Below are 16,544 nucleotides of genomic sequence, written 5' to 3'. Positions count from 1 at the left end.
AACGTCGTGTTTTTGGCGTTGGTCGTTAAATTTAAGGAGATATTATACTCATGGCTAACAAGCGTGAATACCCACTTAACCGTACCCGTAATATCGGTATCATGGCCCACATCGATGCTGGTAAGACGACTACAACTGAGCGTATTTTGTACTACACAGGTAAGATTCATAAGATTGGTGAAACTCACGATGGAGCTTCACAAATGGACTTCATGGATCAAGAAAAGGAACGTGGAATCACGATCCAATCAGCCGCTACAACTGCTGTTTGGCATGGTTTCCATGACCAATACAAGAACGATCCATTCCGTATCAACATCATCGACACACCAGGTCACGTGGACTTCACTATCGAAGTTGAACGTTCATTGCGTGTGCTAGACGGTGCCGTTGCTGTTTTGGACGGTTCTGCTGGTGTTGAACCACAAACTGAAACTGTTTGGCGTCAGGCTGAAACTTATGATGTTCCTCGTATTGTTTTCGTTAACAAGATGGACAAGATGGGTGCCGACTTTGGTATGTCAGTTGATTCATTGAAGGATCGTTTGGATGCCAACGCTAAGGCTGTTCAATGGCCTATCGGTGCTGAAGACGACTTCGCAGGAATCATTGACTTGATTACTAAGGAAGCTTGGTACCCAACCACTGAACTTGGTGAAGAATGGGAAGTTCGCGACATGCCTGCTGACTATGCTGACCTTGTTGAAGAAAAGTACAACGAATTGGTTGAAGCCATCGCTGATGTTGATGATGAAATCATGGACAAGTACCTTGGTGGAGAAGAAATCTCTGCTGACGAATTGAAGGCTGCTATCCGTCGTGCAACTTTGAACTTGGAATTCTACCCTGTCTTTGCTGGATCAGCATATAAGGATAAGGGTGTCCAAATGGTATTGGACGGTGTCGTTGACTACCTACCATCACCTTTGGAAGTTAAGCCATATGTTGCCACAGATCCTAAGACTGGTGAAGAAGTTGACTTGATCGCTAACGACGAAGATCCATTCGCCGCTTTGGCCTTTAAGGTTATGACTGACCCATTCGTTGGACGTTTGACATTCTTGCGTGTCTACACTGGTAGTTTGGAAGCTGGTTCATACGTTATGAACACTTCACGTGACAAGCGTGAACGTGTTGGACGTTTGCTACAAATGCACGCTACTAGCCGTACTGAAATCCCTGAAGTATTCTCAGGTGATATCGCCGCTGCGATCGGTTTGAAGGCAACAACGACTGGTGATTCATTGACTTCACCAGACCGTCCATTGGTTCTTGAATCAATGGAATTCCCTGATCCCGTTATCCAATTGGCTATCGAACCTGCTACTAAGGCAGACCAAGATAAGATGTCAAACGCTTTGCAAAAGTTGGCCGAAGAAGATCCTTCATTCCGTGCTGAAACTAACGAAGAAACTGGTGACACTTTGATCTCGGGAATGGGAGAACTTCACTTGGATATCATCGTTGATCGTTTGAAGCGTGAATTCGGTGTTGACGCCAATGTTGGTGCACCTCAAGTTGCTTACCGTGAAGCCTTCACTAAGACTGTTCAAGCCCGTGGATACTTCAAGCGCCAATCTGGTGGTAAGGGACAATATGGTGATGTTTGGATTGAATTCTCACCTAACGAAGAAGGGGCTGGATTCGAATTCGAAGACGCCATCGTTGGTGGAGCTGTTCCTCGTGAATACATCCCTTCAGTTGAAGCTGGATTGCGCGATTCAATGAACGCTGGTCCTATCGCCGGATTCCCATTGGTTGATTTGAAGGCTAAGTTGTATGATGGATCATACCACGATGTCGACTCATCTGAAGCTGCCTTTAAGATTGCTGCTTCATTGGCATTGCGTGAAGCTGCCAAGACTGCTGGTGCCGTTATCTTGGAGCCAATCATGCGTGTTGATATTACTGTTCCTGAAGACAACTTAGGTGATGTTATGGGACACGTTTCAGCCCGTCGTGGTTTGCTTGAAGGTCAAGAACAACGTGGAAACTCAATGATTATCCACGCCAAGGTTCCTTTGTCAGAAATGTTCGGATATGCAACTACTTTGCGTTCATCAACGCAAGGTCGTGGAACTTTCCAAATGCAATTCGATCACTACGAAGCTGTTCCTAAGAACGTTCAAGACGAAATTGTTAAGAAGTATGGAAAGCATGACGAAGACTAAGCTTTAGCTTAGGGCTTCTCAGCTTTAGATAAAACCCCGTAAGGTTATGCCTTGCGGGGTTTTATTGTGTCTTAAAGTTAAAGCAATCATAATTTTTGCGCTGACGCGCATAAAAACATTTCACTGAAAATAGAATTTTTGTATAATTTAAGGCATGCAAAGAAAGGTGGTGGAGACAAGTGACTCAACCCATAATCGAGTTTAAAAATGTGGCCATGCAATATGGTGATACAACTGTTTTAAAATCCATTGATTTAGAAATTGAGCAAGGAAAATTTTATACTTTGCTTGGTTCATCAGGTTCAGGAAAGACAACAATTTTGCGCTTGATGGCTGGATTTTTAACACCGACTTCTGGTGATATCTACTTTAAGGGTCAACGCATTAACGATGTCCCACCGGAAAAACGGCAAATTAATACCGTTTTCCAAAACTATGCTTTATTCCCGAATATGAATGTTTTTGAAAATGTTTCTTTTGGAATGGTCTTAAAGGGGAAAAGCAAAAGTGATATTAAAGCAAAAGTGTCTGAAATGTTAGCGCTTGTTAAGCTTTCAGGGTACGAGGACCGTGAAATTTCAGAACTCTCCGGTGGGCAACAACAACGTGTGGCGATCGCACGTGCGCTCGCCAACGAACCTGAAGTGCTTGTACTTGATGAACCACTATCAGCGCTAGACTATAAGTTACGTAAAACGATGCAATACGAATTGCGTGATATTCAACAACGCCTAGGCATTACCTTTGTCTTTGTGACCCACGATCAAGAAGAAGCGTTGGCGATGTCTGATTGGATTTTTGTGATGCACGATGGGAAAATTTTGCAAAATGGCACACCAGTTGATATCTATGATGAACCCATCAATCATTACGTCGCTGAATTTATTGGTGAATCAAACATTGTGCCAGGGGTCATGCGTAAGGACTACGTGGTGTCATTTGCCGGTAAAGAATTTGAAAATGTGGATGCTGGTATGCGACCAAATGAACCCGTCGAAGTCGTTTTGCGTCCGGAAGATTTAGATTTGGTCGATGAAGCTGACGGTAAGTTATCTGTTACGATTGACGATGAGTCATTCCGGGGAGATTACTATGAAATCACTGCCCATGATGATGATCAAAATCCTTGGCAGATTCAAGCAACCAATTCGGCGACAATTGGAAAACGCTATGGACTATACTTTGATCCGGAAGATATTCATATTATGCGTTTGAATGAGTCTGAAGAGGACTTTGACGCGCGTTTAGAACACTATGATGAAGAGGAGGAGACAGCCGATGACTAAAAAACGGACGATTAATTTTAGTGTGCCATATTATCTTTGGCTCGTCCTCTTCGTGATTGCCCCAGTCATCTTACTCATTTTTGAATCATTTACAAACCTACATGGTCAATTTACCTTGGCTAATTACAAGAGTTATTTCGGTTCAGGGACGTATTTGCGCATGACGTTTAATTCGGTTTTTTTTGCGTTTATTGTAACTTTGATTACATTAGCAATTAGTTATCCGATGGCGTTTATCATGAGTCGCCTTAAACATGCACAATTCTGGTTAATGTTGGTGATTTTGCCAACTTGGGTCAACTTGCTTTTGAAAGCTTATGCCTTTATTGGTCTATTTGCACAAAAAGGAACGATTAATGATTTCTTGACCTTTGTGGGGATTGGACCACAACAAATCATGTTTACCAATGGTGCATTTATGGCGGTTGCGGCATACCTAGAAATTCCGTTTATGATTATGCCAATTTTTAATTCACTGGTGGAAATGGATCAATCCTTAGTCAATGCTGCGCGCGATTTAGGGGCGACCAAATGGCAAACGGTATGGCGTGTGATTGTCCCCTTATCAATGAATGGGGTTCGAGCTGGGGTGCAAGCTGTCTTTATTCCGACATTATCACTCTTTATGATTACTCGTTTGATTGGTGGAAATCGCGTTATCACATTAGGAACTGCCATTGAAGAACATTTCATGGTCACCCAAAACTGGGGCATGGGTTCCACAATCGGGGTTGTCTTGATTGTAGCGATGGCAATTACCATGTATGTTACCCGTGATCGTAAGGGAGGTGGTAAGGCATGAGTAAGTTAAAACCAAGCTATCTTTACTTAGTGTTTGTCTTTGCGTTGATGTATCTGCCTATTTTTTATCTGATGTTTTATTCTTTTAATTCGGGAAGTTACATGAATGACTTTGCTGGATTTTCACTTAAACATTACGGAACGTTATTCTCAGACTATCGTTTGATGGAGATTCTGGCTAATACCTTTATCATTGCGCTATTAGCGGGGCTGTTTGCGACACTAATTGGCACTTTTGGGGCTTTGGCAATCTATCGAACGCGACGCGTGGGGGTGAAGAATACCCTCTTGTCATTAAACAATATCTTAATTGTGTCACCTGATGTCATCATCGGGGCGAGTTTCTTGATTCTCTTTACCTTGATTGGCTTGAAGCTAGGCTTTTTCTCAGTGCTTTTGGCACACATTGCTTTTTCAATTCCGATTGTGGTCCTAATGGTGCTGCCGCGTCTAAATGAGATGAACCCAGCCTTAATTGATGCAGCACATGATTTAGGCGCAAGTGACTATCAGGTTTTGAGCCGAGTCGTTTTGCCATTTGCGTGGCCAGGGATCTTGGCAGGCTTCTTTATGGCGATTACGTATTCGTTGGATGATTTTGCCGTGACCTTTTTCGTGACAGGGAATGGCTTTTCAACGCTCTCGATTGAAATTTATTCACGTGCGCGTCAAGGAATCGACTTGTCAGTGAATGCCTTATCTACCATCATGTTTTTGATTTCACTGGGCTTAGTGGGGGTTTACTACGTGATTTCAACGCGGACCAGTCGAGATAGTAAGAAGAAACGTCAAATGCGAACGGCGGTGCGTTAAGATGAAAAAATTAATTCATTTAAGTTTAGCCATCCTAGTTGTCGTGGCAGCGTTGTTTGGGATGCGAGCATGGTTTACCCATTTGGAAAATAGATCCGTCGGTAATTCTGATCAACCACAGGGTAAGCGGACCTTAACCATTTATAACTGGGGTGATTATATTGATCCAAGTATCTTGAAGTCATTTCAGAAAGAAACGGGTTATCGCGTTGATTATGAGACGTTCGATTCCAATGAAGCGATGTATACGAAGATTAAGCAGGGTGGAACGCACTACGATATTGCCGTGCCATCTGAGTATATGGTGGAGAAGATGCGTCAAGATAATATGTTAGAACCACTTGACCACAGCAAACTCACCGGTCTTAAAAATTATAATCCAGCCTTTATGAATGAACCGTTTGATCCTAAAAACAAGTATTCGGTACCTTATTTTTGGGGGACCCTCGGCATTGTCTACAATGATAAATTTATTAAGCCGGGCGAAATCAAGTCTTGGAACGACTTATGGCGACCAGAGTATAAGCAACAAATTATGCTCGTGGATTCAGCACGTGATATTATGGGGATGACCTTGGCGTCAAATGGTAAATCAGTCAATACCAAGAACTTGCCTGATTTGGCTGCCGCACGCGGCAAGCTAACAACGTTGATGCCAAATGTGAAGGCAATTGTCGCTGATGAAATTAAAACGTATATGGCGCAAGATGAAGCGGCTTTGGCCGTTGATTATTCAGGGGATGCTGCTGAAATGATGAGTCGTAACTCACATTTACATTATGTCGTGCCAAATGATGGGGGAAATCTCTGGTTTGATAATCTGGTGATGCCTAAGACCGTTAAAAATAAAGCCGCGGCATATGCGTTTATGAATTATATGAGTCGGCCTGACATTGCGGCGAAGAATGCCGAATACGTCGGTTACGCCACACCAAATCAAGCTGCTTGGCAGCGTTTGCCTAAGGCAACACGTGATAATCCATCATGGTACCCACCCAAAGTTGTCTTATCAAAGCTTGAAACCTACCAAAACTTGGGACCCACTTGGACCCAACGCTATAATGACGATTTCTTAGAGTTTAAGATGACGAATCAATAAAAGTGAGACACATATGAAAAAAATAAAACCAGAAGTCTGGATTGCCGCCGGAGTGGTTATCATCATTGCCTTATTTATTGGCGTGAGTGCCTACCACAACCAGCAACAGGCCCAACAACAGAAACAAAGAAAGCAGTTATCAGCCAAACAAATCCGGGCCCAAAAGGCAAAGTTAGACAAATTAGCATTACCACAATTACAAGACGGTGTTGCTGAAAATGAATCGGAAGTACGCATTGAAACAACAGCCGGGGCCATTACGGTTAAATTGTTTAATCAAGAAGCGCCGCTAGCGGTTAAAAATTTCATCACCCATGCGCAAGATGGTTATTATGATGGCACTGCTTTTCATCGGGTGGTTAAAGACTTTATGATTCAAGGTGGTGACCCTAAGGGAACCGGTGCGGGTGGGCATTCCATCTGGTATCAAAAAGATCAAAAGCTTGATTCCGGGAATGGTTTTAAAAATGAAATTAGCCCCAAGTTATACAATATTCGCGGGGCGTTAGCCATGGCGAATGCTGGTCCTGATACGAATGGGTCACAATTTTTCATTGATCAAAATCACGATGATCAAATGAAGAAAATTGATCGAAATCAATACCCTGAGAAAATTTACAAGGCCTACCGTAAAGGTGGTAATCCAAGTTTAGATGGGAAGTATACGGTATTCGGTCAAGTTATGGATGGCATGTCCGTTGTTGATCAAATTGCTGCTGGAAAAGTGGAAATGAGTGAGTCAAATGAAAAATCAAAGCCAGTTAATCCAGTTAAAATTAAAACAGTGACTGTACTAAAAACTGCGAAATAGCGCCTGTTATTTACATTATTTAAAAAGCTACAACCTCCAATTAGGGGCTGTAGCTTTTTTTGTGATTATTTTGTGAAAAATGTTACAAAATAGATAGTTTTTTGGGCGTGCTTTGGCTATAATAAAAAGGTTGACGATATATTGATTAGAATAAAATGGTACGCAAAGTGCTAATAGGTATTATATAGGAGAGTATTTATGGAACATGCATTAACAGTCCGACTGTTTGCAGAATTTTTTGGGACGATGTTTTTGATTATTTTAGGTAATGGTGCCGTAGCCAATACTGAATTAAAGAACACAAAGGGAAACCACACCGGATGGCTAAACATTGCCATTGGATATGGTGCCGGGGTTGGGATTCCGGTGATTGCCTTTGGAACGATTTCAGCGCACATCAATCCGGCCTTTACTTTAGGCTTAGCGATGGTAGGCAGTTTTCCTTGGTCTGAAGTCGCCTTTTACATCGTAGCGCAATTAGCTGGGGCGATGATTGGGCAATTAATCATCGTTGGTGCTTATAAGCCGTACTTTGATGCAACGACTAATTCTGATGAAATCTTTGCGCCATTCTCAACGAATGATGCCGCTGGATCACGCTTGAATGGGTTGCTCAATGAAGGTTTTGGAACGTTCGTTCTTGTCTTTGCAGCGATGGCGATTGGTGCCGTACCACAAAATAAGCCAATTGAAGGACTTGCTTTGGGTATCTTGGTGGCAAGTTTGGTCACATCACTTGGTGGTGCTACTGGACCAGCTTTGAATCCAGCACGTGACTTAGGTCCTCGTTTGATTCACGCAATGCTCCCCTTAAAACATAAGGGTAGCTCACACTGGGATTATGCATGGGTTCCTGTTGTTGCACCAATTATTGGGGCAACAGCTGCCACAGTCTTATATACATTGATTTTTAAATAAAATAAAAAGTTCAGAATCCATGATTCTGAACTTTTTTTATGGGTTATTGTTGCGTCTGGTGCTCTGTTGCATAGGCTTCGGCAGTATTTTGCACTAACATCTGGAAGTAATTATCAAAACCAGGTTGGTTATAACTTTGCTTAAGCCCAATAATATCAGCTGCATGCCAAGCACTAATCACAATTGCGCCGTCATTATATTGCAATGAATGGGCGATGGCGCTTGACGCGTCAACGAGATAGTAGGTGTCATTGGTATCTAAATAGAGCAGACTTAATTGGGCGTAGGGATTCTTCACTAATGAAGATTTTGTGGGTAATATTCCAGAACGTTTGTCGCGAATGTTTTCGTGGCGAAATTTATGAATATTTTCCAAAGTGTTACCGATAACTTTCATACACGTGTCCTCACTTTTATTCGACTTAAGAAACATCTCATGCTTATTTAATAAAACATCATTAATAACTATAATAACATGTTTTTAAAAAAGAAACAGGGGGAGACAAGCAGATAATCCAGCCAGTTTTAATCTCGATGGGCTGAATAAAATCATTTGCAAGTTGTATAACAGTATGCTATATTAAGGTCATGCGATGAGTCGAGAGAATCTTCATTTAGAAGATTTTTACAAACGGCCTATATTAACAGCCGCATGCTGGTAGGTGATTAAACGTGTTGTGGAACACGTTGATCTGCACATGACTAACAGTTAGCAATAACTGGTGTACGTTGACTGATGGGTAACCATCACCTGCGTTAGGACAGGTCATTCCTAACATTGCCAAACTCAAAACGTCGATCTGTGATCGGCGTTTTTTGTATACATAAAGATATTTTGGCTAATGCCTTAAATATTGTTATAATAGGAATTAAAGTGGAGGGAAACGCATGAAAGTTTATACTGTGCGCCAACTTGGATTTTTCCAACGGTTGATTATCAACACGATTACTTTTCTGGCACTAGCCGGTCTATTGCCACAAGGTATCTATGTTAAGTCGGTTTGGACTGCCTTATTAGCAGCATTGCTGCTAGGATGTTTGAACGCATTAATCCGACCAATATTACAATTATTAGCATTACCGCTAACATTACTCACGTTTGGGCTATTTGGCTTCGTGGTGAACGCTGCGGTCTTATGGTTAACATCATGTATTATTGGAAGTGACTTTCACTTTTACGGATTTGGATGGGCGCTTTTGATCTCAATCATTATGTCGATTGTAAATCTAATTATTTCTAGTTTTTTGAATCGTGAGTAGCGATAGAATGCATTAATGGGGAAATAGACATGGCTAAAAGCATAACCGTAAAAGATTTATTGAGTAACACACATCTTCGGGTAGTGACGGGAGAGCAATATCTCCAACGTGTCATCAAGACTGAAGATATTTCACGTCCAGGTTTGGAAATGACCGGATACTTTAACTACTACGCAGCTGAACGCGTACAACTTATGGGAATTACGGAAACGTCATTTGCTAAGCGAATGTCGCATGATGAATTAATGATGGTAGCGCGCAAGATGATGCGACCTGAAACACCAGCATTTGTTGTGTCGACTGGTTTGGAATTGCCACAAGAATTTATGGACGTTGCAGCTGAAACGCATATTCCGGTTTTGGCGACTGAGTTGACGTCTTCTAAAATTTTGTCAAACATGACCTATTTCTTGAGTGGTAAGTTAGCTGAACGTCAATCTGTTCATGGTGTGTTAGTGGATATTTACGGGCTTGGGGTTTTGATTACTGGTGATTCTGGAGTTGGTAAGTCTGAAACGGCCCTTGAATTAGTTCAACGTGGTCACCGGTTAATCGCCGATGATCGTGTTGATGTGTACGCTCAAGATGAAGAACGTCTTGTTGGTGAACCACCTGCCATTTTGCGTAATTTGATGGAAATTCGTGGAATCGGGATTATTGATGTCTTGAATCTGTTCGGTGCCGGAGCGGTCCGTTCACATGCGACGATTGCTTTCAACTTACATTTGGCAAAATGGAAGGATGATCAAGATGTTGATCGTTTGGGAAATGGTGAAGACATTACCCGTATTCAAGGGGTCGACTTGCCACGCTTAGTTGTGCCAGTTCAAACTGGACGAAATCTAGCCGTTTTGATTGAAACTGCGGCTAAGAATTTCCGTGCCAAGAAGATGGGCTTTGATGCCACCGAAACATTTAATAATAATTTGAACCAATTAATTGAAGAAAACTCAGTGCACTCAGATGGTGCAACTGAGTCACAAGCGTAGGAGCGAAATAAAAGCATGACAAAAATAGCAATTTTGGGTGCAGGTTCATGGGGAACAGCATTGGCCACAGTTGTGGCTGAAAATGGGCACACCGTTGCCCTTTGGACCCATAAGCCAGCCCAAGCTGAATTAATTAATACTGAACACATTAATCCAGATTATTTAGGTGATAATGCCATTAATCTGGGTGTCGTGGCGACAGCAGATATGCTGGATGCTGTTTCAGGTGCCGATATTGTGGTTAGTGTCGTCCCAACCAAAGCAACCCGCGAAGTTGCCGCAAAATTAGCCGATGTTTTGGCGGAATTAGGTGATCAAAAAATCATCTTAGTTGGAGCGACTAAGGGATTGGAACCAGGCACGTTTAAACGCGTTTCAGAAATGCTCGCTGAAGAAGTGCCCGCACAATATCGCAATGGCGTAGCAGTCATTGAGGGACCTTCTCATGCTGAAGGGGTTGTTAAACATGATCCAACCCTTGTCACAGCTGTTAGCGAAGATTTAGCGGTGGCTGACGCCGTTCAGGATGCGTTTACGAACACACATTTCCGTGTGTACACTGGTTCAGATATGATCGGTGCGGAAGTGGGCGCAGCGTTGAAAAATGTGATTGCGATTGGTGCTGGTGCCTTAGATGGTCTGGGTTATGACTCAAATGCCAAAGCGGCATTATTCACGCGTGGTTTAGCAGAAATTACGCGCCTAGGGCAAGCCTTCGGTGCTAACCCACTCACCTTTATGGGCTTGTCAGGTGTCGGTGACTTATTTGTTACTGCCACATCAGTGCATTCACGTAATTTTAGAGCCGGGCAACAACTTGGTGAAGGTAGAACACTGCCAGAAATTGTGGAAAACATGGGCATGGTGATTGAAGGTATTTCAACCGCTAAGGTAGCGTATGAGCTTTCACAAGCCAAGCATGTTACAATGCCAATAACAGAATCAATTTATAAGGTCCTTTACGAGGGACTAGATATTCAAGTGGCGATTCAAGAATTGATGAGTCGACCAGTTAAACAGGAAGGAAAATAAAATCCAATGAAACGTGTTAGAAAAGCGATTATCCCTGCAGCGGGGTTAGGAACTCGATTCTTACCAGCAACGAAAGCATTAGCTAAGGAAATGTTACCAATTGTTGATAAGCCAACCATCCAATTTATTATCGAAGAAGCCTTGGCTTCAGGTATTGAAGAAATTTTGATTGTTGATGGTAAGTCAAAGCGTTCAATTGAAGACCATTTCGACTCAAATCCAGAGCTTGAAAATAACTTGCGCGAAAAGGGTAAGTTTGACTTGTTGAAGATGGTGGAAGAAACGACGGACATCAACTTGTACTTTATTCGTCAATCACACCCACGAGGACTTGGTGATGCCGTGCTAACTGGTAAGGCCTTCATTGGGGATGAACCATTCGTTGTGATGCTTGGTGATGACTTGATGCAAGATGAGGTTCCATTGACGAAGCAATTGATTGATCGCTACGAAGAAACGGGTGATTCAACCCTTGCTGTTATGGACGTGCCACATGATGAGGTATCTTCATATGGTGTGATCAATCCTCAAGAAGAACTTTCAGATGGCTTGTACCGTGTGTCAAACTTTGTGGAGAAGCCACAACCTGAAGATGCACCATCAGACCTTGCGATTATCGGTCGTTATCTTTTGACGCCAGAAATCTTTGAAGAACTTGAAAGTACAGAACCTGGTAAGGGTGGCGAAGTGCAATTGACTGACGCGATTGACAGTTTGAATAAGCGTCAACAAGTTGACGCCCACGAATTCAAGGGTCGTCGTTATGATATTGGATCAAAGATTGGTTTCTTGACGACTAACGTTGAATTTGGTTTGAAGCACCCACAAACTGGGGAAGCGCTTAAAGCGTATATCAAGGAACTTGCTAAAACATTAGATTAATCAAGCACAAAAGGCACCGCGGGTGTCTTTTTGTTTACAATAAACACGATATGACTTACAATAAGTAAGTGGTGGTGATAAGTGTGAACCCGTTTCTTTGCCATAGTAATTTTGCAAAGAAACGGTTAAAATAACATAAGGAAATGCACAAGGAGGAAGTACGATGACTGAAAAATTTGATGTAGTAATTATTGGGGCCGGACCAGGTGGAATGACGGCTGCGACGTACGCTTCACGTGCCAATTTATCTGTTGTTATGTTGGATCGCGGAATCTATGGTGGACAAATGAATAATACGGCTGAGGTTGAAAACTATCCTGGCTATAATTCAATCATGGGCGCTGATTTATCTGAGAAGATGTATGCTTCATCTACGCAATTCGGCGCTGAATATCAATTTGGAACCGTCCAACACATTGAAACGAATGCTGATAATACATGGCATGTTGTGACCGATATGAATGATTATCAAGCAAATTCAGTCATCGTTGCGACGGGGTCAGAATACAAAAAGCTTGGCGTACCAGGTGAACTAGACTATGCTGGCCGTGGCGTATCATACTGTGCCGTTTGTGATGGGGCTTTCTTTAAGGGCCAAGGGGTCGTTGTCGTTGGTGGTGGTGATTCAGCGATTGAAGAAGCAACGTACTTGGCTGGCATTGTTGACCATGTGACAGTTGTTCATCGTGGCGATACCCTTAAGGCACAACCAATTTTGCAAAAGCGTGCTTTTGATGCGGATAACATTGATTTTATCTGGAATACTGAAGTCCAGTCGATTAATGGTGACGGCACTAAGGTCACTTCTGTGACGCTTAAGAATAATGTGACTAATGAAACAGAAGACTTTGCGACGTCAGCGACCTTTATTTATATTGGTCTTTTGCCAGTTTCAGATTCAGTTGATGGTCTAGGCATCACAGATGAGCAAGGTTGGATTTTGACAAATGATCAAATGGAAACGACACAACCAGGTATTTTCGCAATTGGTGATGTTCGTCAAAAGCAACTCCGTCAAATTACAACGGCGGTTGGGGATGCTGCAATTGCTGGACAAAATGCGTATGCCTACAACGAAACATTGAAAGATGGAGTTGAATAGGGCATGGATTACAATCAAATTTTAGAGGATTTACGAACGGGTGAGCTGGAAGCGTATATTTTAGAGGCGGAACATTTCCCAGAATTTTTTGAAGTTTGGCGGAATTATCCATATCAAAGTGCGATTGTTGGCGAGGCTGGTCGAAAAGGGCAGGTAACCTATCGTAAACGCCCTGAAAATCAGGAATAGGATTTCCATGTAAGCGCTTGCCAAGTTACATGGAAGCTGATAAAATAACTAGTGTAGAAGAGGCATGGTGTTGCCTTTAGCCACCATGTGAAAACTCGATAAAATGACAGACATATAAGGAGATTTAATCATGGAATCACGCGACTTTAAGATCGTAGCAGAAGCAGGTATTCATGCACGTCCAGCAACTTTGTTAGTACAAACTGCCTCAAAGTTTTCTTCAAACATTACACTTTCATACCAAGGTAAGGAAGTTAATTTGAAGTCAATCATGGGTGTGATGTCACTTGGTGTTGGTCAAGGTGCCGATGTTACCATCACTGCTGATGGTGATGACGCTAGTGCAGCAATCGATGCAATTGCCGACACAATGGCATCAGAAGGTTTGACGAAGTAATTTTTCAAATCAACAACACAGTTGGGGCAGTGTGAGTTAATAATAAAACTTAATAATAAGTTGAACTTCGAGGGGAACGAACAGCTATGGCAAAACAAATCAATGGAATTGCAGCTTCAAATGGGGTTGCTATCGCAAAAGCTTACAAGCTGATTACTCCGGATTTGTCTTTTGATAAGCGAACGATCGATGATGTTCAAGTCGAAAAAAGTCGCTTACAGGCGGCTTTTTTGGCATCAAAGGCAGATTTAGAGAAAATCCGTGATAAAGCAGCAGCGTCAATGGGGGATGAAGCCGCCGAGGTTTTCACAGCGCATATCATGGTGCTGGAAGACCCTGAATTTACTGGGGGCATTGAACAAGCCATTGAGACCGATACAGTGAATGCAGAAGCGGCTTTGCAACAAGTTGCCGATATGTACATTGCATTATTTGAAGGAATGGCTGATACAAACGCCTATATGGCAGAACGAGCAGCCGATATTCGTGATGTCACAAAACGTATTTTGAGTCATCTGTTGGATAAGCGTTTGCCTAATCCAGCTTTGATTGACGAGGAAGTCATCATTGTTGCGCACGATATGACACCATCCGATACAGCACAACTTGATCGACGTTACGTCAAAGGCTTTGTCACTGATGTTGGGGGACGAACAGCGCACGCTGCTATTATGGCACGCACGTTGGAGATCCCAGCTGTAGTGGGAACTGAAACTGCCACTGAGTCGATTAACGAAGGGGATACTCTAGTCCTTGATGGGATGGATGGCGTCGTCATTCAAGATCCAAGTGATGATACAATCGCTGAGTATCAAGCTAAAGCGGATGCCTATGCCGAACAAAAAGTTGAGTGGGCCAAACTTAAGGACCAAAAGACGGTATCAGCTGATGGACAACATTTCACTTTGGCAGCCAACATTGGAACACCTAAAGATTTAACAGGGGTCCTAGAAAATGGTGCTGAAGGGATTGGACTTTATCGAACTGAATTCCTTTATATGGATTCACAAGAATTGCCAGATGAAGAGGCACAGTTTGAGGCGTATAAGTCGGTCTTAGAAGGTGTTGGACCTGATGAGAATGTGACAATCCGGACGATGGATATTGGTGGTGATAAGAAGTTGCCTTATTTGCCTTTGCCAGAAGAGGAAAATCCGTTCTTAGGTTATCGGGCCATTCGTCTGTCACTTGGTCGTTCTGATATTTTCCGAACGCAACTACGGGCATTAATTCGGGCATCAGCTTTTGGTAATTTATGGATTATGTTCCCAATGGTAGCAACATTGCCTGAATTTAGAGCCGCTCGCGATATCTTCAACGAAGAAAAAGCGAAGTTGATTGAGGAAGGTGTTGCGGTTAGCGATAACATTAAGCTAGGTATCATGATCGAAGTACCAGCGGCAGCTATTTTAGCGGATAAGTTCGCCCAAGAGGTTGATTTCTTCTCAATTGGAACCAATGATTTGATTGGTTACACCATGGCTGCTGATCGTGGGAATGATAAAGTATCTTATCTTTATCAACCTTACAATCCTTCAATCTTGCGAATCGTCGATAGCGTGATTAAGGCGGCCCACAAGTATGGTAAGGTGGCAGCGATGTGTGGTGAAATGGCTGGAGATCCGATTGCGGTACCGATTTTGATGGGCATGGGCCTTGATGAATTTTCAATGTCCGCAACCTCAGTCTTACCAACGCGTGCTTTGATGCGTCAGCTTGACGCCTCAAAGTTACAACAATTGGCAGAACAAGCCATCGAAGCCGAAACCAGCGAAGATGTCATCGCGTTAGTACATGCGAACGTTCCTGAAATTAAATAACCAAAAAACAGTTAAACCAAGGTTTAACTGTTTTTTTTGTATCCTCAAAATCAATGGTATAATGAAAGTACTACAAAAAAGAGGTGAAGCTATGGGACGCCGACCAATCGTAATGGCTAATTGGAAAATGAATAAACTCCCCGATGAAGCACGGGCTTACATTAAAGACGTCGCAGCAGTGGTGCGTGACTATCCAGATGTGGAACCCATTTTGGCGGGACAAGATGTTTTGTTGCAAACGATGGTGGATGCAGCGGAGGGAACACTCATTGAAATCGGTGCCGAGAATGTTTATTGGAAAGAAGAAGGGGCTTATACAGGTGAAACCAGTCCGAAAGTGGTGGCGAGTCTAGGGGTCCAGTATGTGATTATTGGGCATTCTGAACGCCGGCACTATTTCCGTGAAACTGACGAAATGGTCAATCTTAAAGCATTAGCGGCCTTGAAAAACAATCTAAGCCCCATCATCGCTTTAGATGAGTCAATTCAGATTGTTTCGCCCAATGCGCACATGCATTGGATCGTCAATCAGGTCATTGAAGCGCTAAAGGGAGTTGCGCCAGAACAAATGCATCAAGTTGTTTTGGCGTATGAACCTACGCAGGCGATTGGAAGTGGGATGGCAATGAACGCCGACCTCGCCCAAAAGGATTTGTATTTGATTCGCGAAACGGTTTCCGATATGTTCAATGCCGAGGTTGCAGATAATTTACGGATTTTATATGGTGGATCGGTTAAACCAGAAAATGTCTATGAAATTATGCGTCAGCCAGATATTGATGGCGTATTGGTTGGAAATTCAGCCTTAGATCCGGATAATTTTGCTGAATTAGTGAAACTAGCCCATCAGGCACAAAAGTTAAAATAAAATTAGCCCACATCGATGTTAAAAGCGTGCTCATAGTTCGTGATATATGTTACAATTAAACATGTAAAGGACCTAGTTAGGTTCTAAAATCTTTCGTAAAGAACAA

The 16,544-nt window shown here is 42.7% G+C and carries 17 protein-coding genes; 16 read left to right on the top strand and 1 reads right to left on the bottom strand.

The annotated features are described in order from the left end of the window. Positions 1-50: 50 nt before the first annotated feature. From fusA to D3P96_RS07010, 7 genes are all read left to right on the top strand, one after another. Entirely contained in the window at positions 51-2,171 is a 2,121-nt protein-coding gene (gene fusA / locus D3P96_RS07040) for an elongation factor G (RefSeq protein ID WP_124943672.1), read from the top strand. A 215-nt stretch (positions 2,172-2,386) separates the two neighbouring features. Further along, the gene (locus D3P96_RS07035; protein WP_185696125.1) at positions 2,387-3,457 is read left to right on the top strand and encodes an ABC transporter ATP-binding protein; all 1,071 of its coding nucleotides are present in this window, start codon (positions 2,387-2,389) and stop codon (positions 3,455-3,457) included. Continuing rightward, positions 3,450-4,259, top strand: coding sequence for an ABC transporter permease (locus D3P96_RS07030; protein WP_124943670.1), 810 nt, complete (start codon positions 3,450-3,452; stop codon positions 4,257-4,259). Before D3P96_RS07035 ends, D3P96_RS07030 begins: the two co-directional genes overlap by 8 nt. Beyond that, the gene (locus D3P96_RS07025) at positions 4,256-5,071 is read left to right on the top strand and encodes an ABC transporter permease (protein ID WP_124943669.1); all 816 of its coding nucleotides are present in this window, start codon (positions 4,256-4,258) and stop codon (positions 5,069-5,071) included. Before D3P96_RS07030 ends, D3P96_RS07025 begins: the two co-directional genes overlap by 4 nt. A gap of 1 nt (position 5,072) precedes the next feature. Next, a complete protein-coding gene (locus tag D3P96_RS07020) occupies positions 5,073-6,170 on the top strand; it encodes an ABC transporter substrate-binding protein (RefSeq protein ID WP_124943668.1) in 1,098 nt (365 codons plus the stop codon). Positions 6,171-6,183: 13 nt separating this feature from the next. After that, positions 6,184-6,981: a peptidylprolyl isomerase gene (locus tag D3P96_RS07015; RefSeq protein WP_124943667.1), complete on the top strand. Its 798-nt coding sequence runs from the start codon at positions 6,184-6,186 to the stop codon at positions 6,979-6,981. 198 nt (positions 6,982-7,179) lie between these two features. Continuing rightward, positions 7,180-7,899 (top strand): MIP/aquaporin family protein, encoded by a 720-nt coding sequence (locus tag D3P96_RS07010; RefSeq protein WP_124943666.1) that lies wholly within the window; start codon positions 7,180-7,182, stop codon positions 7,897-7,899. A gap of 43 nt (positions 7,900-7,942) precedes the next feature. On the opposite strand, the gene D3P96_RS07005 is transcribed toward D3P96_RS07010, so the two are convergent. Then, positions 7,943-8,296: a hypothetical protein gene (locus D3P96_RS07005; RefSeq protein ID WP_124943665.1), complete on the bottom strand. Its 354-nt coding sequence runs from the start codon at positions 8,294-8,296 to the stop codon at positions 7,943-7,945. A 491-nt stretch (positions 8,297-8,787) separates the two neighbouring features. On the opposite strand from D3P96_RS07005, the gene D3P96_RS07000 reads away from it, so the two are divergent. The 9 genes from D3P96_RS07000 to tpiA all read left to right on the top strand — a co-directional run bounded on the left by D3P96_RS07000 (position 8,788) and on the right by tpiA (position 16,438). Further along, a complete protein-coding gene (locus D3P96_RS07000) occupies positions 8,788-9,159 on the top strand; it encodes a phage holin family protein (protein WP_124943664.1) in 372 nt (123 codons plus the stop codon). A gap of 29 nt (positions 9,160-9,188) precedes the next feature. Next, positions 9,189-10,148 (top strand): HPr(Ser) kinase/phosphatase, encoded by a 960-nt coding sequence (gene hprK, locus D3P96_RS06995; protein WP_124943663.1) that lies wholly within the window; start codon positions 9,189-9,191, stop codon positions 10,146-10,148. 15 nt (positions 10,149-10,163) lie between these two features. Beyond that, entirely contained in the window at positions 10,164-11,180 is a 1,017-nt protein-coding gene (locus D3P96_RS06990; protein WP_124943662.1) for an NAD(P)H-dependent glycerol-3-phosphate dehydrogenase, read from the top strand. Positions 11,181-11,186: 6 nt separating this feature from the next. Then, on the top strand, positions 11,187-12,062 hold the full coding sequence (gene galU / locus D3P96_RS06985) for a UTP--glucose-1-phosphate uridylyltransferase GalU (protein ID WP_124943661.1): 876 nt from the start codon (positions 11,187-11,189) through the stop codon (positions 12,060-12,062). A gap of 163 nt (positions 12,063-12,225) precedes the next feature. Then, positions 12,226-13,164: a thioredoxin-disulfide reductase gene (gene trxB, locus D3P96_RS06980; RefSeq protein WP_124943660.1), complete on the top strand. Its 939-nt coding sequence runs from the start codon at positions 12,226-12,228 to the stop codon at positions 13,162-13,164. A gap of 3 nt (positions 13,165-13,167) precedes the next feature. Next, positions 13,168-13,353, top strand: a complete 186-nt coding sequence (locus D3P96_RS06975) for a hypothetical protein (RefSeq protein WP_124943659.1) — start codon at positions 13,168-13,170, stop codon at positions 13,351-13,353. Between the two features lie 130 nt (positions 13,354-13,483). Beyond that, on the top strand, positions 13,484-13,750 hold the full coding sequence (locus D3P96_RS06970; protein ID WP_124943658.1) for a phosphocarrier protein HPr: 267 nt from the start codon (positions 13,484-13,486) through the stop codon (positions 13,748-13,750). 86 nt (positions 13,751-13,836) lie between these two features. Further along, entirely contained in the window at positions 13,837-15,570 is a 1,734-nt protein-coding gene (gene ptsP, locus D3P96_RS06965; RefSeq protein WP_124943657.1) for a phosphoenolpyruvate--protein phosphotransferase, read from the top strand. Positions 15,571-15,661: 91 nt separating this feature from the next. Continuing rightward, on the top strand, positions 15,662-16,438 hold the full coding sequence (gene tpiA / locus D3P96_RS06960) for a triose-phosphate isomerase (RefSeq protein WP_124943656.1): 777 nt from the start codon (positions 15,662-15,664) through the stop codon (positions 16,436-16,438). The last annotated feature ends 106 nt before the right edge of the window (positions 16,439-16,544 follow it).

This window comes from Weissella viridescens (assembly GCF_003862435.1).
Taxonomy (GTDB): domain Bacteria; phylum Bacillota; class Bacilli; order Lactobacillales; family Lactobacillaceae; genus Weissella; species Weissella viridescens_A.
The sequence above is the reverse complement of the archived record's forward strand: the minus strand, read 5'-3'. Positions and strand labels throughout refer to the sequence as shown.

Coding starts and splice junctions, on each gene's coding strand:
- fusA (WP_124943672.1), top strand. CDS start 51: ATGGCTAACAAGCGTGAATACCCACTTAACCGTACCCGTAATATCGGT.
- D3P96_RS07035 (WP_185696125.1), top strand. CDS start 2,387: ATGCAATATGGTGATACAACTGTTTTAAAATCCATTGATTTAGAAATT.
- D3P96_RS07030 (WP_124943670.1), top strand. CDS start 3,450: ATGACTAAAAAACGGACGATTAATTTTAGTGTGCCATATTATCTTTGG.
- D3P96_RS07025 (WP_124943669.1), top strand. CDS start 4,256: ATGAGTAAGTTAAAACCAAGCTATCTTTACTTAGTGTTTGTCTTTGCG.
- D3P96_RS07020 (WP_124943668.1), top strand. CDS start 5,073: ATGAAAAAATTAATTCATTTAAGTTTAGCCATCCTAGTTGTCGTGGCA.
- D3P96_RS07015 (WP_124943667.1), top strand. CDS start 6,184: ATGAAAAAAATAAAACCAGAAGTCTGGATTGCCGCCGGAGTGGTTATC.
- D3P96_RS07010 (WP_124943666.1), top strand. CDS start 7,180: ATGGAACATGCATTAACAGTCCGACTGTTTGCAGAATTTTTTGGGACG.
- D3P96_RS07005 (WP_124943665.1), bottom strand. CDS start 8,296: ATGAAAGTTATCGGTAACACTTTGGAAAATATTCATAAATTTCGCCAC.
- D3P96_RS07000 (WP_124943664.1), top strand. CDS start 8,788: ATGAAAGTTTATACTGTGCGCCAACTTGGATTTTTCCAACGGTTGATT.
- hprK (WP_124943663.1), top strand. CDS start 9,189: ATGGCTAAAAGCATAACCGTAAAAGATTTATTGAGTAACACACATCTT.
- D3P96_RS06990 (WP_124943662.1), top strand. CDS start 10,164: ATGACAAAAATAGCAATTTTGGGTGCAGGTTCATGGGGAACAGCATTG.
- galU (WP_124943661.1), top strand. CDS start 11,187: ATGAAACGTGTTAGAAAAGCGATTATCCCTGCAGCGGGGTTAGGAACT.
- trxB (WP_124943660.1), top strand. CDS start 12,226: ATGACTGAAAAATTTGATGTAGTAATTATTGGGGCCGGACCAGGTGGA.
- D3P96_RS06975 (WP_124943659.1), top strand. CDS start 13,168: ATGGATTACAATCAAATTTTAGAGGATTTACGAACGGGTGAGCTGGAA.
- D3P96_RS06970 (WP_124943658.1), top strand. CDS start 13,484: ATGGAATCACGCGACTTTAAGATCGTAGCAGAAGCAGGTATTCATGCA.
- ptsP (WP_124943657.1), top strand. CDS start 13,837: ATGGCAAAACAAATCAATGGAATTGCAGCTTCAAATGGGGTTGCTATC.
- tpiA (WP_124943656.1), top strand. CDS start 15,662: ATGGGACGCCGACCAATCGTAATGGCTAATTGGAAAATGAATAAACTC.